The sequence below is a fragment of the Pseudaminobacter sp. Soil_N_29 genome (genome assembly GCF_057656055.1).
Window position 1 is genome coordinate 183069 of sequence record NZ_JBDGLC010000003.1, and the last position, 19538, is coordinate 202606.

Annotated in this window: 20 protein-coding genes; 14 read left to right on the forward strand and 6 right to left on the reverse strand. The window is 63.2% G+C overall.

What is annotated here, in order from left to right:
- Positions 1-9: 9 nt before the first annotated feature.
- The 4 genes from AC3A4H_RS09520 to AC3A4H_RS09535 are packed head-to-tail and all read right to left on the reverse strand — an operon-like array spanning position 10 to position 4346.
- Positions 10-1746, reverse strand: a complete 1737-nt coding sequence (locus AC3A4H_RS09520) for a dipeptide ABC transporter ATP-binding protein (protein ID WP_487766480.1) — start codon at positions 1744-1746, stop codon at positions 10-12.
- The gene (locus AC3A4H_RS09525; protein WP_487766481.1) at positions 1743-2624 is read right to left on the reverse strand and encodes an ABC transporter permease; all 882 of its coding nucleotides are present in this window, start codon (positions 2622-2624) and stop codon (positions 1743-1745) included. The genes AC3A4H_RS09520 and AC3A4H_RS09525 overlap by 4 nt, the downstream gene beginning before the upstream one ends.
- Positions 2621-3592 carry an ABC transporter permease gene (locus AC3A4H_RS09530; protein ID WP_348777525.1) on the reverse strand — a complete coding sequence of 324 codons (972 nt, stop codon included), beginning with the start codon at positions 3590-3592 and terminating at the stop codon, positions 2621-2623. The genes AC3A4H_RS09525 and AC3A4H_RS09530 overlap by 4 nt, the downstream gene beginning before the upstream one ends.
- Before the next feature lie 52 nt (positions 3593-3644).
- Positions 3645-4346 (reverse strand): creatininase family protein, encoded by a 702-nt coding sequence (locus tag AC3A4H_RS09535; protein WP_487766482.1) that lies wholly within the window; start codon positions 4344-4346, stop codon positions 3645-3647.
- Between the two features lie 188 nt (positions 4347-4534).
- On the opposite strand from AC3A4H_RS09535, the gene AC3A4H_RS09540 reads away from it, so the two are divergent.
- The 5 genes from AC3A4H_RS09540 (at position 4535) to AC3A4H_RS09560 (ending at position 9564) form a co-directional block, all read left to right on the forward strand.
- Complete coding sequence (locus tag AC3A4H_RS09540) at positions 4535-5143, forward strand: MarR family winged helix-turn-helix transcriptional regulator (RefSeq protein WP_348777523.1); 609 nt, start codon at positions 4535-4537, stop codon at positions 5141-5143.
- On the forward strand, positions 5140-6732 hold the full coding sequence (locus tag AC3A4H_RS09545; RefSeq protein WP_487766483.1) for an ABC transporter substrate-binding protein: 1593 nt from the start codon (positions 5140-5142) through the stop codon (positions 6730-6732). The genes AC3A4H_RS09540 and AC3A4H_RS09545 overlap by 4 nt, the downstream gene beginning before the upstream one ends.
- Before the next feature lie 61 nt (positions 6733-6793).
- Entirely contained in the window at positions 6794-7738 is a 945-nt protein-coding gene (locus AC3A4H_RS09550) for an isoaspartyl peptidase/L-asparaginase family protein (RefSeq protein ID WP_487766484.1), read from the forward strand.
- A gap of 561 nt (positions 7739-8299) precedes the next feature.
- Positions 8300-8641 (forward strand): ArsR/SmtB family transcription factor, encoded by a 342-nt coding sequence (locus tag AC3A4H_RS09555; protein WP_487766485.1) that lies wholly within the window; start codon positions 8300-8302, stop codon positions 8639-8641.
- On the forward strand, positions 8638-9564 hold the full coding sequence (locus tag AC3A4H_RS09560; protein WP_487766486.1) for an SRPBCC family protein: 927 nt from the start codon (positions 8638-8640) through the stop codon (positions 9562-9564). The genes AC3A4H_RS09555 and AC3A4H_RS09560 overlap by 4 nt, the downstream gene beginning before the upstream one ends.
- 194 nt (positions 9565-9758) lie before the next feature.
- On the opposite strand, the gene AC3A4H_RS09565 is transcribed toward AC3A4H_RS09560, so the two are convergent.
- On the reverse strand, positions 9759-10211 hold the full coding sequence (locus tag AC3A4H_RS09565) for a cupin domain-containing protein (RefSeq protein ID WP_487766487.1): 453 nt from the start codon (positions 10209-10211) through the stop codon (positions 9759-9761).
- Between the two features lie 24 nt (positions 10212-10235).
- On the reverse strand, positions 10236-10841 hold the full coding sequence (locus AC3A4H_RS09570; protein WP_487766488.1) for a TetR/AcrR family transcriptional regulator: 606 nt from the start codon (positions 10839-10841) through the stop codon (positions 10236-10238).
- 256 nt (positions 10842-11097) lie between these two features.
- Between AC3A4H_RS09570 and AC3A4H_RS09575 the strand changes: the two genes are divergently transcribed.
- The 9 genes from AC3A4H_RS09575 (at position 11098) to cyoD (ending at position 19501) form a co-directional block, all read left to right on the forward strand.
- Positions 11098-11463 (forward strand): twin-arginine translocation signal domain-containing protein, encoded by a 366-nt coding sequence (locus AC3A4H_RS09575; protein WP_487766489.1) that lies wholly within the window; start codon positions 11098-11100, stop codon positions 11461-11463.
- A 17-nt stretch (positions 11464-11480) separates the two neighbouring features.
- Positions 11481-11831 carry a c-type cytochrome gene (locus AC3A4H_RS09580; RefSeq protein WP_487766490.1) on the forward strand — a complete coding sequence of 117 codons (351 nt, stop codon included), beginning with the start codon at positions 11481-11483 and terminating at the stop codon, positions 11829-11831.
- A complete protein-coding gene (locus AC3A4H_RS09585; RefSeq protein ID WP_487766491.1) occupies positions 11828-13393 on the forward strand; it encodes an FAD-binding oxidoreductase in 1566 nt (521 codons plus the stop codon). The genes AC3A4H_RS09580 and AC3A4H_RS09585 overlap by 4 nt, the downstream gene beginning before the upstream one ends.
- A gap of 218 nt (positions 13394-13611) precedes the next feature.
- Entirely contained in the window at positions 13612-15060 is a 1449-nt protein-coding gene (locus tag AC3A4H_RS09590; protein ID WP_487766492.1) for an aldehyde dehydrogenase, read from the forward strand.
- Positions 15061-15126: 66 nt separating this feature from the next.
- Complete coding sequence (locus AC3A4H_RS09595) at positions 15127-15252, forward strand: hypothetical protein (RefSeq protein WP_487766493.1); 126 nt, start codon at positions 15127-15129, stop codon at positions 15250-15252.
- 202 nt (positions 15253-15454) lie between these two features.
- Positions 15455-16384: a ubiquinol oxidase subunit II gene (gene cyoA / locus AC3A4H_RS09600; RefSeq protein WP_487766494.1), complete on the forward strand. Its 930-nt coding sequence runs from the start codon at positions 15455-15457 to the stop codon at positions 16382-16384.
- Between the two features lie 2 nt (positions 16385-16386).
- The gene (locus AC3A4H_RS09605; protein WP_487766495.1) at positions 16387-18399 is read left to right on the forward strand and encodes a cbb3-type cytochrome c oxidase subunit I; all 2013 of its coding nucleotides are present in this window, start codon (positions 16387-16389) and stop codon (positions 18397-18399) included.
- An 83-nt stretch (positions 18400-18482) separates the two neighbouring features.
- Entirely contained in the window at positions 18483-19091 is a 609-nt protein-coding gene (locus AC3A4H_RS09610) for a cytochrome c oxidase subunit 3 (RefSeq protein ID WP_348777510.1), read from the forward strand.
- Positions 19088-19501 carry a cytochrome o ubiquinol oxidase subunit IV gene (cyoD, locus tag AC3A4H_RS09615; protein WP_487766496.1) on the forward strand — a complete coding sequence of 138 codons (414 nt, stop codon included), beginning with the start codon at positions 19088-19090 and terminating at the stop codon, positions 19499-19501. Before AC3A4H_RS09610 ends, cyoD begins: the two co-directional genes overlap by 4 nt.
- Positions 19502-19538 lie beyond the last annotated feature (37 nt).

Sequence of the window (19538 nt, forward strand, 5' to 3'; positions counted from 1 at the left end):
TTTGATGGTTCAAACTGCTGCCGCGGTCGCCTGCGCCGCTTGCGGCAGCACCGGCACCGCCGCGAGCAGCCGCCGCGTATAGTCGTCCTGCGGGTTCTCGTAGATCTCGGCGGTCTGGCCGGCCTCCACGATGCGGCCGCGATACATGATCGCCACGCGGTCGCACAGGTGCCGGACGACCGAGAGATCGTGCGAGATGAAGATGAGCGTCAGCTCCAGTTCCTTGCGCAGGCGGATGAGCAGATTGATGATCTGCGCCTGGATGGACACGTCGAGCGAGGCCACCGGCTCGTCGCAGACCACCACGTCCGGCTGCATGGCGAGCGCACGCGCGATCGCCACACGCTGGCGCTGGCCGCCGGAGAACTGGTGCGGATAGCGGCCGGCAAAAGCTGGGTCGAGGCCGACTGCGGCGAGCCACTGGCGGACATATTCGCCGGCCTGCGCCCGCGTGATAAGCCCATGCGCCAGCGGCCCCTCGGAGATGCTGTCGCCGACGCGCATGCGCGGGTCGAGCGAGGCGAACGGGTCCTGGAAGATGGTCTGGACGCGCGTGGTCACTTTCGTCGGGTTGCGGCCACTGGAGATGACCGGTTCGCCTTCGAGCCTGACCTTGCCGGTGGTGGGCGCGTAGATGCCCGCGGCGATGCGGCCGAGCGTCGACTTGCCGCTGCCGGATTCGCCGACGAGGCCCAGCGCATCGCCGCGCGCCAGCGTCAGGCTGATATCGTCCACCGCCTGCACGAAGGGAACGGGCGAGGCGAGGCCCGCCTTCTCGGCAAGGGCATGCAGCAGGCCGGTGTCCCTGCGGAACTTCTTGCTGACGCCCTCGATGACGAAATACGGCACGCCGTCCTTCGGCATCCGTTTCTGGCCGGAGGCCTCGCGGCGCGGCGGCGGTGCCGGATCGGCCTCGCCGTCGCCGCTGTTGCGGGCCAGCATGGCGCCGGGTTCGGCGCGCGAGGGCAGGGCGTCGAGCAGTCCGCGCGTATAGGGATGCTGCGGGTTGAGCAGCACGTCATTGGTGGCGCCTGCCTCGACGATGCGTCCGGTCTTCATCACGGCGACCTGGTCGGCGATGGAGGCGACGGTGGCCAGGTCGTGGCTGATCCAGATAAGCGCGGTCCCGGTTTCCTTAACCAGCTCCTTCATCTCGGCCAGGATCTCGGCTTGGATCGAGACGTCGAGCGCCGTTGTCGGCTCGTCGGCGATGATCAGCTTGGGCTTGTGCAGAAGCGCAATGGCGATCGCCACGCGCTGGCGCATGCCGCCGGAAAACTGGTGCGGGTAGAAGTCGACCTTGAGCTCGGGGTCGGGGATGCGCACCTGCTTCAGCGCCGCGATCGCGCGCTTGCGCGCCTCGGCGGTGGAGATCTTGCCGTGCGCCTCCAGGGCGAGCCGAATTTGCGTGAAAATGCTGAGCACCGGGTTCAGCGTCATCATCGGATCCTGGAAGACCATGGAAATGGCCTTGCCACGGATAGCGCGCAATTCGTTGGTCGGAAGGCCTACGAGCTCGCGCCCCTCGAGCTTGATCGACGAGCCGCTCTCGATGCGGCCCGGCTGATCGATCAGGCCGATGATGGAGAAGCCGGTGATGCTCTTGCCCGAGCCGGATTCACCCACCAGGCCGAGGACTTCACCGGCGGCCAGCGAGAACGACACGCCGTCCACCGCCTTCATCACGCCCCTGGCGGTGTGGAAATGGGTCTTGAGGTCGGTGACCTGCAGGAGCGGCGCCGTCATTTCTGCAGCCTCGGGTTGAGCTGGTCGCGGATCTGGTCGCCGACGAGGTTCAGCGACACGATGAACAGGATGAGCGCGATGCCGGGGTAGATCGAGATCCAGTAGCGGCCAGACAGCAGATACTGGAAGCCGTTGGCGATCAGCATGCCGAGCGACGGCTCCGTCGGCGGCAGGCCGACGCCGAGGAAGGAGAGGGTGGCTTCGAGCGAGATGGCGCTGGCCACCTGCACCGTGGCCACCACGATCAGCGGCGGCAGGGCGTTGGGCAGGATGTGGCGAAGCACAACCCGACGTGCCTTGAGCGGCACCGACAGCGCTGCCTCGACATAGTCCTTCTGCCGTTCGGCCGACGCCGCGCCATGCGCGGTGCGCGCGAAATAGGCGTACTGGGCGAAGATCAGCGCCAGGATGAGCTGGTACTGGCCCTGGCCGAGAATGGCAGCAATCACGAAGGCCAGCAGGATCGCGGGGAAGGAAAGCTGCAGGTCGACGATGCGCATCAGCAGGCTTTCGGTGCGACCGCCGATATAGGCGGCGCTGGTGCCGACCAGAGCGCCGACCGTGAAGGCGATTGCGCCCGAGATCACGCCGACCTTGAGCGAGATGCGCAGGCCGTAGAGGATCGCCGAGAGCAGATCGCGGCCTTGCGCATCCGTGCCGAGCAGGTGGACGTAGCCGCCGGTGCCGACATAGCCCGGTGCCCGGCGCGCATCGCGTAACACCAGATGGGCCAGGTCATACGGGTCCTGCGGTGCGACAAGCGGAGCCGCCAGCGCCAGTACGGCGATCAGCAGGGTCACGATGCCGGCGGCGAGCGCGGCGCGATTGCGGGAAAATTCCGTGAGGAAATTGCGCAGCGGGGTAGAGGCGTTCGTCATGCCCGTCCCTTTCTCAGACGCGGATCGAGCAGCACGTAGACAAGGTCCACGGACAGGTTGATGACAATGAACAGCAGCGCGACCAGCATCAGGTAGGCCACCATGACGGGGCGGTCGAGCGAGGTGATGCTGTCGATGATCAGCTTGCCGAGGCCGGGCCATGAGAAGATCGTCTCCGTCACCACGGCGAAGGCCAGCGTGGAGCCGAATTCCAGGCCGAAGACCGTGACCAGCGGGATGGAGATCAGCTTCATCACATGGCGCAGCAGGATGGTGCGCTCGCTGATGCCGGCGGCCCGGGCAAACTTCACCGTGTCGCTCAGCATGACCTCGCGCGTGCCGGCGCGGGCCAGGCGGATCATCATCGAAAGCTTGAACAGCGCCAGGTTGATGCCGGGCAGAAGCATGTGCTTGAAGCCGTCGGCGGTGAGGAAGCTCCATTCGACGCCGAAGAGCGAGACGGTCGCGCCGCGCCCGCCGGCCGGCATGCAGCCGCACTGCACGGCAAAGACCATGATGAGCATCAGGCCGAACCAGAAGGTCGGCACCGAGAAGCCGAGGATCGAGGCGCCCATGATGATGCGCGAGGCGAGGCTCTGCGGCCGGTAGCCGGCATAGACGCCGAGCGGGATGCCGACGGCCGAGGCGAGGATGACCGCAAACACCGTCAGTTCGAGCGTGGCAGGCAGGCGCGACAGGATCAGCGAGCCGACCGGCATGCCGTAGACGAAGGAGGTGCCGAAGTCACCATGGATGAGCCGGTTGGCGAACTCGAAATATTGCTGCCAGAGCGGCAGGTCGAGGCCGTAGCGGGCGATCACCTGTGCACGGATTTCCTGCGTGGCGTCTGGCGAGATCAGGACGTCGATCGGGTTACCGACGGCGTAGACCCCGCAGAACACCAGAATGGACATCGCGACGACCACGAGTCCTGCCTGGAAGATGCGTTGAAAGACGAAAGAAAACATCGCTCCCCTGTCGCGTCCGTTGCGGACGTCATCTTGCCCTAATCGGTTCGGCTCAATTCCAGTCGGCTTCGAGGAGTGCGCGGGTCTCTGCCACCGCAACGTCCCAGATGGCCAGCATGTCGGCGTCGGGGCGCTCGAACAGGCCGTGATAGTTGCCTTCGCCCAGCATCTCGCGCTTGGTCGCGGCATCGACGCGCGCAAGCCGGGCGAAGTCGATGCGGGGCTTGGGCTCGGTCGGCTGCACGACCTCGGCCAGCCGCGTCCACGGGAAGTTTTCCATCCACGAGGCGTGCGAGGCCGCCGGGTCGGTGTCCATCACCTTTTTCCAGGTCAGGGGTGCGCGCCACCAGTCATGCATCTTGACGCGGGCGTCGGGATGATCGTTCAGCCATTCGGAGATCACTGCGCCTGCGGGCGTGTTGCCGCCGTGGCCGTTGACCACGAGAATGCGGCGAAAGCCCGACCGGTACATGCTGTTCAGCAGGTCCTCGATCACGCTGACATATGTCGAAAGCTTCAGCGTCATGGTGCCAGGATAGGCGGAGAAGGACGCGGCAAGCCCGTAGGGCAGGACCGGGAAGACGGGAACGCCGAGCGGCTCGGCCGCATCGATTGCGACCTTCTGCGCCAGGATCATGTCGGTGCAGAGGCTTAAGTAGGCATGCTGCTCGACGCTGCCGATCGGCAGGATGCAGCGGTCGTCGCTGGCGACGCGTTCTTCCACCTGCATCCAGTTCATCCCGGCTATGTCCATCGTGCTCTCACTTTCAGGCTATGAGAAATCAGCTCGACACGAGCGTTGACGCAGAGGCGAAAGCGCCGTCAGCGCCGCGTCGCATTAGTTCAAGATTGTTCTAGTAGGAACTAAAAAAAGAAATTGACAGCGGATTTTCGCTAAGTCAAGTTCCATCCGGAACAAATGGCGAGTGGGGAGAAGAGGCCATGGCGTCGCGCGACTCCGGGTTGACGACGACCCTTGATGATCTACTCATGGAGGCGGGAAGGCGGGATGCGCCCGACGGTGCCGTCGACGAGCTCATCGCCGTCAAGCTGTGGCAGAATCCCTGCTGGTTCTCGTTCCGGATCAATTTCCTGGCGCTGCAGTTCAACGTGCCGATCTACCGCTGGATCGAGGTGGAATTCGGTCTGCAGCGGGTTGAATTCGTGGTGCTTTACTCGCTCAGCCTCAAGAACGGCGTGACGGCGAGCGCAATCTGCAACTCTTCAGGCTTTCCAAGGAATACGATCAGCCGGGCGATCCAAAAGCTGATCGACAAGAAGATCGTCCGCCGCGAGGTGGATCCAAACGATCTCCGAAGCTTCGTCCTGCATCTGACGGATGAAGGAAGACGTATCGTCGACGAGGCCATGCAGCCCATGCGGGAACGCGAGCAGCTGATGCTGAAGGGGCTCAGCCCCGCCGAGCAGCTGATGCTTTCGGAACTGCTGGCCAAGGTCGTCGCCGATTCGAGGAAGTGGCCAGAGACCTGGCCGTCCAACAAGAAATCCAGCCAAGAAACCGACACTCCAGAGGAGATGGAAGAAGTATGAACATCTTGCGCGCAACCACCGGGCTCGCACTCGCCCTGGGCCTCTATGCCAGCGTTTCGTCGGCCGCGCTTGCCGCCGACCTGACGATCGGCGTGCGCTCGGGTCCGTCCTCGATCGATCCGGACTTCACCGCCACCGGCACGCAGGCCGAGGCGATGAAGCACATCTATGACACGCTGATCAGATCCGGCGACAACCTGCAGCTCGAGCCGGGCCTGGCCGAGAGCTGGCAGGCGCTGGACGACACCACGTGGGAATTCAAGCTGCGCCAGGGCGTGAAGTTCCACGACGGGTCGGACTTCACCGCCGAAGACGTCAAGTTCTCCATCGAGCGCATCCCGCATGTCACCGGCCCGAACCCGACGACGGTCTATGTGCGCCGCGTGCAGGGCATCGAGATCGTCGATCCCTACACCATCCGCATCAAGACCGACGGCCCGGCGCCGACGCTGCCGAACGACTTCATCCGCCTGTTCGTCGTCTCGCATATCGCGGCCAAGGACTATTCCGACACGCCGGAAAACGCCACCGAGGGTTTCAACTCCGGCAAGGCGGCAATCGGCACCGGCCCCTACAAGTTCGTTTCCTGGACGCCGAAGGAAGAGCTGGTTCTCGAGCGCTTCGACGACTACTGGGGCGGCAAGGAGCCGTGGGAGAGGGTGATCCGCAAGGAGATCCCGAACGACGCCGCGCGCGTTGCCCAGCTCAAGGCCGGCCAGGTTGACGTCGCCGCCCGCATCCCGGCTTCGGACATTCCGACGCTGGAGCAGGATTCCTCGATCAGCATCACCAAGATCGACAGCGTCTACTCCTTCCTTCTCTATTTCGACTTCCGCGAGCAGACGCCGCAGGTGACGGCCAAGGACGGTTCGGCGCTGCCGAAGAACCCGTTCCTTGACCCGCGCGTGCGTGAAGCCTTCGATCTGGCAATCGACCGTGACACAATCACCGAGATTGCGATGGAAGGCATGGGCAAAGCCCAGTCGCAGATCGTGACGCCGAATATCTTCGGCTACAATCCGGACATCCAGGTCACGCAGCCCGACATCGAGAAGGCCAAGCAGCTGATGGCCGACGCCGGCTATCCGGACGGCTTCAAGGTGGTGTTCAACTTCACCAACGACCGCCTGCCGAGCGACAAGGAAGTGGGCACCACCATCGCCCAGATGCTGGCGTCGATCGGCGTGACGGTCGAGGCCAATGCGCAGCCCGGCGCGGTCTACTTCCCGGCCAACACCCGCGGCGACTACAGCTTCGGCATGTCCGGCTGGGGCACGCTGACGGGCGAGGCCAACTACACGCTCGGCGCGCTTGCGCACACCAACGATCCGGCGACCAAGCTCGGCGCCTTCAACGTCCACTTCTATTCCAACCCGGAAATGGACAAGCTGATCGAAGCCGCGGCTGCGGAGATGGACACCGCCAAGCGCGAGAAGCTGCTGCAGGATGCCAACGCCCTTGTCGCCAAGGAGCGGCCGCTGCTGCCGGTCGCCTCGACGGTTTCGGCCTGGGGCCTGAAGAAGGGCCTGACGATCATCCCGCGTTCCGACGAGGACACGCTGGCGATGAACATCCGTCCGGCGAACTGATATAAGGCAAACGAAGAAAGCGGCCGCCCCCAGGGCGGCCGCAGCATTTGAGGAATTGAAAATGGGACCTGTTGCACTGGCGATCCACGGCGGCTGCGGCGTCATGGCCAAGCTCGATCTTAGCGAAGAGGAATGGGCGGCCGCACGCGTCGACCTCCGCCGCTCGCTTGAGGCGGGATGGGCTATCCTCTCCGCCGGTGGGCGCGCGCTTGACGCGGTCGAGGCCGCAGTCGTGGTGATGGAGGATTCGCCGCATTTCAACGCCGGCCACGGCGCAGCGCTCAACGCGGCCGGCTATCATGAACTCGACGCCTCGATCATGGACGGCGAGACGCAGACCGGCGGCGCCGTGGCAGGCTCCCGCCATATCCGCAACCCGGTAAAGGCTGCGCGACTGGTGATGGAACGCGGCGAGGCGGTGCTTATGGCCGGCCATGCTGCCGACGACTATGCCAAGGCAGGCGGCCTGGAAGTGGTGCCGAACAGCCACTTCACAACCGAGCGCCGGGTCAAGGCGCTTGCCGCCATGAAGGAACATGAAAGGCAGGGCACCGCGGCCAAGGCGAGCGAGTCCGAAAAGCACGGCACGGTGGGCGCGGTTGCGCTCGACGCGGCCGGGCATCTTGCGGCGGCCACCTCCACCGGCGGCTACAACAACAAGCCCGAAGGCCGCGTCGGCGATTCCCCGATCATCGGTGCCGGCACCTATGCCCGCGACGGCGTCTGCGCTGTGTCGGGCACCGGCAAGGGCGAGTTCTTCATCCTGCATTCGGTGGGTCATGAGGTGGCTTCACGCGTGGCCTATCTCGGCGAGAGCCTGGAGCAGGCGGCCTCGAAGATTATCATCGACGAGTTCCAGCCGCGCAGCATCGGCGCCGGGCTGGTGGCCGTGGACGCCAAGGGCAATGTCGCCGCTCCCTACAACACCGACGGCATGTTCCGGGGCTGGGTCACGCCCGAAGGCAAGTTCTTCGTGGGCACCCACGATCAGGTCTTCGCCCTTTAAGCAGTTCGCCGGCCGGCCTCGGGCTTCTCTGCCTGCTGGCCGGCTAGGCGACGCCAACGTCTGTCCCGCTCTGGACAGACTTCCAGCGCGTTGTTGTGCGGCCCGCACCATTAGGCGCTGGAAAATGGGGCAGGGCAGTCGCAACCCATTGCCTCAGAACCTCGTCCACCAGGCGGTCAATTCTTTTACGCCGATTCAGCACGCATCTGCGCCCGTCCCTGACGGGGCGCATCCATGGCCCATGCGACGTTCAACTGAGTGCTGCATTCCGCTCGCGCGAGGCGCGAAGCGCGCCCAGCATCTCTAGCGTCACGGCCGGAAAAGGGTGGCCACTTCAGCTCCTGAGATCTGATCGCGCTGGCCTCTTGGACATGCCGAGGGCCCCCCGGCAGCTGCAGCATTTGGTGCCTTCGATCGGGCCTGGGAGCATCGTCGCGAATTACCTTCCCAGCGGGCCCGGCAACAGACTCGCAAAGGCCCGGGGAGCTCAGGTGGAGAAAACTTAGCAACTTGGCGAAGTTTTCTCTTGCGCCGCCGGCAAATCGGACGATAGTTAGCATCATGGCTAAGCATGATCCCGATCTCTCGCTGCTCTTCCACGCTCTCGCCGACCCGACCCGTCGGTCGATCCTGACCCGACTCGCTGAAGGGCCCGCGCGGGTGACAGATTTGGCTGGTCCCACGGGTCTGCGTCTGCCCACGGTGATGCGGCACCTTTCCGTGCTGGGGGAGGCAGGATTGATCGCCACGTCCAAGGACGGGCGGATACGCACCTGCGCTATCGTTCCCGAGGCGCTGGATCCGGTGCGGACATGGCTCGATGAACAACGCGCCATCTGGGAGGCTCGGCTCGACCGGTTGGACGCATTTGTGATGAACGTGATGGAGGAACGCGCGAAATGACATCGAACCCGAATACAAGCAGCATGACCCGTGCGGCGCCTGATGACAGGAAGGGCAGCTTCGCGACGCTGACCTTCGAGAGGGACGTGGCCGCGCCGTCGTCGGTGCTGTGGCAGGCCTGGACGGCGCCGGCCGCGCGGGCGGTCTGGGCGGCGCCCACGCCCTCGGTCACCGTGGAGTTTTTGGAAGCCGACACCAGGGTGGGTGGACGCGAAGTCTCGCTCTGCAAGGTCAAAGGCCAGCCGGACATCCGCTGTGAATGTGGCTGGCTTGAATTGCTGCCGGCGGTGCGCAGCGTGAACTACGAGGTGGTCTCCTCCGGTGGTATTACGCAATCGGCGGCGCTGGTGACGGCTGATTTCTCAGGCACGGACGAGCGCAGCCGGCTGGTCGTAACGGTACAGCTTTCCTCATTGGCCGAGGATATGGAGGCGGGCTACCGACAGGGCTTCGACGCGGGACTGGACAATCTGGCCGGAGTTGCAGAGCGGACCATGGTGCTGCAGCGGGTGATTCAGGCGCCGCGTTCCATCGTGTGGGGCGCGTGGATGAACCCCGAGACGCTGCCGCGATGGTGGGGGCCGGACGGGTTTTCCTGCCGCACGAAGAGGATCGACCTGCGCAGGGGAGGCGAATGGGTATTCGACATGATCGCACCTGACGGCACGGTCTTCCCGAACCACCACCTCTATGTCGAGGTCCGGCCCGAGGAGAGGCTCGGCTATACGCTGCTATGGGGCGAGAACGGCCCGAAACATGCCGACGCCTGGGCCTCGTTCGAGGATCAGGACGGGGCGACGAAGGTTACGCTGGGCATGGTACTCAGCACGGCTGCCGAGTTTCAGGAGGCGAAGGGCTTCGGTGCCGTGGAACTGGGTCTGCAAACCCTGGGCAAACTGGAACGCTTCATCACATCCCGCTGAATGCCGCGACTTCCCGTCGGCTCAAATTAGGGCTCGTGGACCGACCTTAGCCGCACGCGAGCCGTGGCCTGTAAAAGACGTCCCGCCGGTCAGCGGGACGTCTTTCGATCAGTCGAGGGCAGGTGCTCGACGATCTCCGGACTGCCAACACCTTGCTCCGATTACAGCTGAAGGCAGCAAGGGCGCGTAGTGTGTCAGGAAGCCATCTGCAGGGCTTCGATGCCATGGCGCTGCATGGCCGCGCCGATGCGGGCGAAATCCGGCGCGGTCTGGGGCTCGGCCGTTCCGATTTCCCGAAAAAAGGCGGTCATCGATGGTTCGATAAGCACCAGCATGCGCGCGGGCTTGCCACTCTCGTTCATGTAGTTGTGCGGCGCGTGGCTGTCGATGCGCACCGAGGTGCCGGCTCCAGCCGAGACCGTCGTCGGCGGCTTGCCGGCAGCGAAGTGCCGGATGGTGACCTCGCCATCGATCACATAGAAAAGTTCGGGCGAGGCGTGGCTGTGCGGCGGTGTGCCGGAACCTGGTGGAACCTCCACCTCGAGAAGTTCAAGGTTCGAACCCGCTAGACCGCCCAGAAAGCGGATGCGGTCGGCAACGACCCAGCGGGTCTCGCCTTGCTGCATGGTGGTGACGCTAATGCTCATCGCCATTCTCCTTGGCTGTCGATGTTACGTCCGCGTCAATGAGCCCGAGCCGACCGCGGACAGGATCGTATCGAGCGCCCAAGAGGCTGCCTCTCCGGCTTGGGCGCCGGTGAGACCGCCATAATCCTTCAGGACCTCCCAGGCGGAGGCCGAATAGAGCAGGTGCGCCAGCGCCTCGACCCTCCGGGCCTCAGCGGGCGATAGTTCGGAAAGAACGGGAGCGAGCGCCCCAGCAAAGCGTAGGCGGCGGCTGGCGACCATGCCGGCGCGCATGTCGCGCCCTGTGCGCGAATGCAATGAGGCGCGGATGGCCGGCTCATGCGCATCGAAACGCGGAAAGGCTTCCTGGGGTCCCTTGACGATGTCCCGGACATCTTCCGGCGCGATGGAGGCGCCCATCAGTTCGTTCAGCCAAGGCCAGAAGGCGGTCAGGAGGTCATCCTTGGTGGGGAAGTGACGGAACACCGTGCGCCGCTGCACGCCGGCTTCGGTTGCGATAGCCTCCATGCTGATCTCGTCCGGCATGCACGAAGCGCTCATCAGCCGGTAGAGGGCGTTCAGGATCGCTTCTCGCGTCTCTCTGGCTTTCCCTTCCCGGAGCGGGCTGTTGTAGCTGCGTGTGTCCGACATCCATGACCCTTCCACTAATCATGGCACTGTATGTGTCATGAAATTCAAGCCGTGTCAATTCATGTCACCGATGGTGTCTCAAAATGGCGGCCGGTTCGTGGCAGCGTCCTCAAGGCGGATAACGCCACGGGCGACTTCCCAAGGTGGTTCAACGTGTGCTGGGCGCAACCAGAGCCGTTCCAAATGGCGCATCGATGGAGACTTCGAATTTCAATTTCGCGGATTCTCCTGTAAACTGCAGGCAAGAGGACGAGCCATGGTTTCAAGGCGCATCTTTCTCCAAGGCCTGACAGGTGTCGCTGCCGCACTTGCGACGGGCGTTTTCTCCAAGAGTCCTGTGGCCGCGCAACCGGCTAGTCCCGTCGTTACGATCGACAGTGTCGAGACGCCGATCGCGCCCGCTGAACAGGCGCTTCGGCATATTCGTCTCTCGGGTCCTCAACTCGAACGTTACAAGACGATGAGAAGCTTGTTCGGCTCCCCGTCCGGGTTGCGCATAGTGGCGAACATCGATCATGCCACGCAAGTTCTGCTTGAGGCGGCGCTGAACGAGGCAGGCAGGGCGGTAGTGGATCCTGTCCGCCATGGGTCGTCCTACAGCGTCGTTGTGAAGGCCGCATAGCCGCACAGGAGTGCGAAATGACACCTGGCAAGCAACTCGGGGTTTCGATCGCCGCTCTGGTCATGCTCAATCTGTCCGGTCTTGCTGCCATCGCCCAGGATGGGAACGCTGAACGACTGGACGATCGGCGTATGTTCAAGTCCGGCCAGGAAGCCTTCGAAAAAGTATGCGCGCGCTGCCATACCGGTCGACCGGACGCTGTGGGCCCCGAATTCTTCAGCAAGGGGTATGACGCCGACACCATAAAATACTTCGTTCGCAACGGTTTCGCGGGGATGCCCGCCTTCACTGAATCCATGATCGACAATGCCACGCTCGACGAGCTGGCAGCCTATGTCGCCGCCCAGGCAAAAGGAACGCCCCAATGAGCACCGAGCGTGAAGTGCCGGTCGTGCCGGAAGGCGTGAGCAAGGATGACTTCCTGGCGGCGATCACGAAATTCGAGCAGATCGTCGGGCAGGACAACGTGCTCACGGAGGAAGATCGCCTCACCCCTTACTACAAGACCATGATGCCCGTGGAAGACGCTGAATATGCGGCGTCTGCGGTTCTTCAGCCCACCACCACCGAGCAAGTCCAGGCCATCGTCAAGGTCTGCAACGAACATGGCATTCCGGTCTGGCCGACTTCGACGGGGCGCAATTTCGGCTACGGCACCTACGGCACGGGCAACGCAAAAGGCCACCGTCACCAGGTTGTGATCGACTTCCGCCACATGAACAAGATCCTTGAGGTCGATGCCGAGCTCGGCACCGCACTCCTCGAACCGGGGGTGACGTATCAGCAGCTGGTCGACTATCTCGAGGAGAAGAACATACCTCTGTGGGTCTCTTGCCCGGCACCGTCGGCAATCGCCTCGCCCGTCGGCAACACCCTGGAGCGCGGGGTAGGCTACACCCCCTACGGCGAACATTTCATGATGCAATGCGGGATGGAAGTCGTTCTCGCCAACGGGGAGGTCCTGCGCACCGCGATGGGCGGCGTCGAGGGCACGCATGCCTGGCAGGTGTTCAAATGGGGCTTCGGACCTTATCTCGACGGCATCTTCACCCAGTCCAATTTCGGCATAGTTACCAAGCTCGGCCTCTGGCTCATGCCGAAGCCGCCGGTCTACAAGCCGTTCTGCATCCAGTTTCCCGACGATGACGACATCGCCACGATCGTGGACATGATGCGTCCGCTACGCATTTCCGGAACGATCCCGAATGCGGTGGTGTTCGCATACGTCCTCTACGAGGCTTCTGCTGTCTTTCCGCGGTCCAAATATTACGAGGGCACAGGCGCCATGCCGAAGGACGCCATCGAAAAGATGAAAAAGGAAGAAGGCTTCGGCGCCTGGAACATCTATGCGGCGCTTTACGGCACCAAGGAACAGGTCGACGTGAACTGGCAGATCGTGCTCGATGCCGTGAACGCGCACGGCAAAGGCAAGATCATCACCGAGGCAGAGGCGGCAGGCACCGAACCCTTCGACTACCGTGCGGCCCTGATGCGCGGTGGCATGAACCTGCAAGAGTTCGGTCTCTATCGCTGGCGTGGCGGCGGCGGCTCGATGTGGTTCGCTCCCGTGACCGTCGCCAAAGGCTCCGAAACCTTGGCCCAGACCAAGCTGGCCACGGAAATCCTGAACAAATGGGGCTTCGATTATTGCGGCGAATACATCGTCGGCATGCGCGACATGCACCACATCATCGACCTGCTTTTCGACAAGACTGACGAGGAAGACACCAAGAACGCACATGCCTGCATGGCTGAACTCATCGAAGAGTTCCGCAAGCGCGGCTACGCCGTGTACCGGACCAACAACGAGTTCATGGATCAGGTTGCAGATTGTTACGGTCCGGTTCAACGCCAGGTCAACCAGACACTCAAACGCGCCCTCGATCCGAAAGGCATCATCGCGCCCGGCAAATCGGGCATCGTCGCCTGAAGCCCTTTGGGGTGGCGTTGGTCATGTTCCGGCGCGACATGCCGCCAGCTTGTCACCGCGTGTGACACGGCGGGATGCGCCGGAGGTACGATCGTGTCTGTTCCTCGCCCGCGCGATCCGTTGAAACAGATCAATGGGGCAAACATTTCGAAATGGTGGTGGCCTCGAAGCCTCCATCAATGCCGAAGGTTTCGGCTACAACGCAAAGGGAACGATAAATGTTGGATCTTCAACAGATTATTGGTGGCGAGTTCGTGCCGGCCAGGTCCGGCAGGACCTATGAGCGCCTCGATCCATATACGGGCAAGGTCGCGAGCCGTGCGCCTGCGTCCGGGCTGGACGATGTGAAGGCCGCCGTGGCTGCGGCGGCGGAAGCTTTTCCGGAGTGGTCCAGGACAGGCCCTGGAGAACGCCGCAGGTTGCTGATGACAGCCGCCGACGTCCTTTCGTCAAAAGCCGATGAGGCTGCCCGTATCATGGTTGAAGAGACGGGGGGCACTGCCACCTGGGCTGGCTTCAACACAATGCTTGCGGCGGACATCCTGCGCGAAGCTGCCAGCATGACGACCCAGGTCCAGGGTGAAATCATTCCGTCGGACAAGCCCGGCATCTTGTCGATGGCGGTGCGGCAGGCGGCGGGGGTCTGCCTTGGCATTGCTCCGTGGAACGCCCCCATTATCCTGGGCACTCGCGCCATCGCGATGGCGCTTGCTTGCGGCAACACCGTAATCCTGAAAGCGTCGGAAGCCTGCCCTGGGCTGCACCTTCTCATCGGTCGGTCGCTGGTTGAAGCCGGTCTTCCGGACGGGGTGGTGAACGTCATCACCAACGCACCGGAGGACGCCGCCGAGGTCGTGGAAGCCTTGATAGCAGCGCCCGAGGTGCGACGGGTGAATTTCACGGGCTCGACCAAGATCGGCCGCATCATCGGCGAGCTATGCGGCCGACACCTCAAGCCGGCCCTGCTCGAGCTCGGTGGCAAGGCGCCGATGATCGTGCTCGACGATGCCGACATCGATGCCGCCGTCAACGGAGCGATCTTTGGAGCGTTTGCGAATGCGGGCCAGATCTGCATGTCGACCGAACGGATCATCGTGGACGAGAAGATCGCCGACGAGTTCGTGAAAAAGCTGGCAGCGAGGGCCAGCGAACTACCGGCCGGAGATCCGCGGGGTCATGTGGTTCTCGGATCGCTCATCACGCCCCAGGCAGCTGCGAAAATGGAAGAGCTGATCGCCGATGGGGTAGGGAAGGGTGCCACGCTGGTGGCTGGCGGAACGCGCACCGGGTCGGTTGTCGAGGCGACGCTGCTCGACTACGTGAAGCCGGGAATGCGCAGCTTCGAAGAAGAATCCTTCGGGCCGGTGAAGCCGATCATTCGTGTGAAGGACGAGGCCGAGGCCATACGGATCGCCAATGAAACGGAATACGGGCTGTCGTCATCCGTCTACAGCCGTGATGTCCGGCGAGCCATGGCAGTTGCCGCGCAGATCCAGTCAGGGATTTGCCACATCAACGGCCCCACGGTGCATGACGAGGCGCAGATGCCGTTCGGCGGGGTCAAGAACTCGGGATACGGTCGTTTCGGCGGCAAAGCCGCGATTGACGAGTTCACCGATCTTCGATGGATCACGGTGGAAGACCCGCATCAGCCTTACCCGTTCTGAGAGAGCTCGGGAAATTTGCACAGCGGGGACAAGTGGAATCTGCTTGTGCCGGAAACAGGAGAGACGATGACGAGACGGCCGCGCTGGAACCGCAGCGCGGCGCTCGAAGCCAAGACGCTCGCCCCCATCAGGGGCGAGCAGACGCTGGTGGAGCGCCAGCAGTTTGACGTGCACGCCTGCTTGGCTCCATGAAGCGGCTGGTTTGATTGGCGCCAATTATGGTAAAGTACCGATCTGCTGCCGCTGCTCGCGCTGTCGAAAATCGTGGCCGCCCGCGGCCATGTGGCCCTTTCGGGTCTGGTAGCGATCTGGCCATCGACCGGGGGTGAATGGGCCGGCAAGTCAGGCGGCGAATTTTTGGAGTGTTGGTCCGCAGTAGGAAGGGCGCTCCCGAATGGGTTGGTTGCAGCCCCCCAAAAATGCTCTGCGCCGTGCCTGCCGCGGTGGGCTGCCGTGTCTGCTCAGCACCGGGCTTGCCTCTTGTTCCGGAGGCGTCTTGGACCCGCTCGGCCCCGTCGGCGCGGATAACGCCACGATCCTCATCAATGCCACGGTCGTCATGCTGGCCATCGTCGTTCCGACGATATTTTTGGCCTTCTGGACAGCCTGGCAGTACCGGGCGTCGAAACCGCGCGGGGAATACCTCCCATACTGGTCCTATTCGGGGCGGATCGAAGCAGTCGTCTGGTCGATCCCGACCCTGACCATCATGTTTCTCGGCGGCCTTATCTGGATCGGCACCTACAAGGTCGACCCGTTCCGGCCATTGCCCTCCAAAGTCTCGCCGCTGGAGGTGCAGGTCATATCGCTCGACTGGAAATGGCTATTCATCTACCCCCAGCAGGGGATCGCATCCGTCAACCAGCTGGTGATTCCGGCGGCAACTCCAGTCCATTTCTCGATCACCTCCGCGAGCGTCTTCAACGCCTTCTTCGTGCCCCAGCTGGGCTCGATGATCTACGCCATGCCAGGCATGGTCTCGCAGTTGCACTTGCAGGCCGACGACCCCGGGCAGCTCTGGGGCATCTCCGCTCAGTTTTCCGGCGACGGCTTCACCGACATGCAGTTCGAGGTGAAGAGCGTGCCTGCCACGGACTTCGGGGCTTGGGTGGGCAGCGTCCGGGGCGCCGGTCCGGTCCTCGACCGCGCGGCCTATGCCGAACTCATGCAGCAGACCCAACGCGTGCCCCCTTCGACCTACGGCGGGATCGATCCCCAGCTATTCCATGCCGTGGCCACCCAGGAAATAGCGCCAGGCCCGGGACCGCAGCCCGAAGCCCCGACGCACGCCGGGCGTGAAATATCGACCGGCGGAAAGGACTGACGATGTTCGGCAAGCTCGACATTTCGGCGATTCCGTTTTCCGAACCGATCCCGCTGATTACCTCCGTGGTCGTCATTCTCATCGCGGTCGGCGTTCTGGTCCTGATCACCGTGAAGGGTTGGTGGCCCTATCTCTGGCACGAGTGGATCACCAGTGTCGACCATAAGCGCATCGGCGTCATGTACTGCCTGCTCGGCGTCGTGATGCTGATCCGCGGTTTCGCCGACGCCATCATGATGCGCACTCAACAGGCAGTGGCCATCAATGCGCCCGGCTATCTGCCGCCGGAGCACTACGACCAGATCTTCACGGCCCACGGCACGATCATGATCCTGTTCGGGGCGATGCCGCTGGTGCTGGGCTTCATGAACTTCCTGGTCCCGCTGCAACTCGGCGTGCGCGACGTGGCGTTCCCGACCTTCAATTCGGTCGGCTTCTGGCTGACCGCAAGCGGCGCCCTGCTCGTCAATGTGTCCTTGTTCATCGGCGAGTTCGCGCGCACCGGCTGGTTGCCTTACCCGCCGCTCAGCGAGACGACTTACACACCGGGCGTCGGCGTCGACTATTACCTGTGGGCCGTGCAGATTTCCGGGGTCGGCACCCTCATCACGGGGATCAACATCGTCACCACGGTGCTGAAGATGCGCTGTCCCGGCATGAGCTATCTGCGCATGCCGGTGTTCTGCTGGACCGCGCTGGCGTCATGCCTGCTGATCGTCGCCACTTTCCCGATCCTGACCGCCACCCTCGCGATGCTGACGCTGGATCGCTATCTCGGCTGGCACTACTTCACGAACACCGCCGGCGGAAACCCGATGATGTTCGTCAATCTGGTGTGGGCCTGGGGGCATCCGGAGGTCTACATCCTGGTCCTTCCGGCCTTCGGCATCTTCTCCGAGGTCTTCTCCACCTTCTCAGGCAAGCCGCTGTTCGGCTACCGGTCCATGGTCGCCGCCACCCTGTTCATCTGCATCGTTTCCATGATGGTGTGGCTGCACCACTTCTTCACCATGGGCGCGGGGCCGGCGGTCAACACGTTCTTCGGCATCTCTTCGAGCATCATCGCGGTGGGAACCGGGGTGAAGATCTACAACTGGATCTTCACCATGTATGGCGGCCGGGTGCGCTTCGAGGTTCCCATGCTGTGGTCCATGGGCTTCATCTTCACCTTCATCATCGGCGGCCTGACCGGGGTGCTGCTCGCCATACCGCCAGCAGACTTCGTGACCCACAACTCGATGTTCCTGGTGGCGCATTTCCATAATGTCATCATCGGCGGGGTGGTGTTCGGAATCTTTGCGGGCCTCGAGTTCTGGTTTCCCAAGGCTTTCGGATTCCGGCTGCATGAAGGCTGGGGCAAGGCCGCCTTCTGGTTCGCCTTTATCGGCTTCTGGGTGACGTTCACGCCGCTCTATGTTCTAGGCCTGCTCGGCATGACACGGCGCCTGCAGCACATCAACATCGAGGCGTGGCGGCCCTGGTTGTACGTGTCGGTGATCGGCGTCGGAATACTCGTTCTGGGGGTGATCGCGCAGGCCATGCAACTGGTGGTCAGCATCCGCAACCGCGAGAAGCTCCGCGACGTGACCGGCGACCCCTGGGACGGCCGCTCCCTCGAATGGGCCACGCCCTCGCCCCCGCCCTTCTTCAACTTCGCCGTCATGCCGGACGTCGAAGGAGAAGAGGCCTATTGGGGCATCAAGCTGCGCGCGGTGGAGTCCCAGCAGCTGTCCCCCGAGCCGAAGTACGAGCCTATCCACATGCCTGTGAACAGCCCGGTTGGCTTCTACACGGCCTTTTTCACCTCGGTCTTCGGCTTTGCGATGGTCTGGTACATCTGGTGGCTCGCAATCGTCGCGCTGGTGGCTGCATTCGCGGGCTTCGTCATCTTTGCCTGGCGCGACGTCCAGGAATTCGAGGTGCCGGCCGAGCAGGTGGCCAGCGTGGACCGGAACCGCCGTGCAGCCCGCGCAGCCTTGCTCGACAGACTCGGCAGGCATGAGGTCCTGACATGACGTATACCGGGCTGCCCGCCAGCATAGAGACTATCCGACGCGTCCGTGAAGACCCTCACCGGCTGGGGCACCGCGCCCACGGAATGGCGGAACCAATCGTGGGCGCCGGCCATGGCGAAACGGGCCCCGCCCGCAAACGCATCATCGTGGGCTATGGATTCTGGATCTACCTGCTCAGCGACGTCGTCTTGTTCTCCTGCTTCTTTGCGGCCTTCGCCGTGCAGCGCGGAGCGACGGCCGGCGGCCCGACGATTTCCGAAATCGTCGACCTCAACCGAGTGGCGCTGGAGACGGCGGCACTGCTCCTGTCCAGCTACACCTGCATGCTTTCCTACGCGGCAATGAACGCGCGGAGCCGCACGTGGACGCAGATTTTCCTTCTCATCACCGGTCTCCTTGGGCTGGCGTTCGTCCTGCTCGAGCTGCAGGAGTTCATTGAACTGGACATGCAAGGGATAACGCCCCAGCGCAGCGGAATGCTCACGTCCTTCTTTGGGCTGGTGGGTCTGCACGGCTTGCATGTCACCGCCGGCGGGCTGTGGCTCGCCACCATGCTGGCACAGGTGCAAGTCAAGGGCTTTCGGCCAGAGATCGTACACCGGCTGATCTGCTTCAACCTGTTCTGGCATGCCCTCGACATCGTCTGGATCGGCATCTTCACCGTCGTCTATCTGATCGGGAGCATCGCATGAGCCATTTTGAATCCGATCCTCATCTCTACACGGGTGTGTTGGACGACCGGGAAGATCACGCCCCTGGCGATGCACCGGAGGAGAGCGCCGGTCACTGGGTGCGAAACGCAAACATAGGCCTCGGGTTCTCCATCGTGCTCACGGTCGCGTCTTTCCTTCTGGTGGATTCAAGCATCATCTATGCGCCGGCCATTCCGGTCGCGCTGGTCGTGCTCGCTATCGCCCAGATGGGCGTGCACCTTGTGTTCTTCCTTCACGTCACGACAGGCCCGGACAACACGAACAACGTAATGGCCCTCGCTTTCGGCACCCTGGTTGTCTTCCTGATCGTCATCGGATCGGTCTGGATCATGGGTCACCTCAGCTACAATATGATGCCAATGGAGCAACTGATGGAGATGCAGAGATAGGGGGCTTCAGATGCAATCCGGCCGAAGGAGCGCCTGG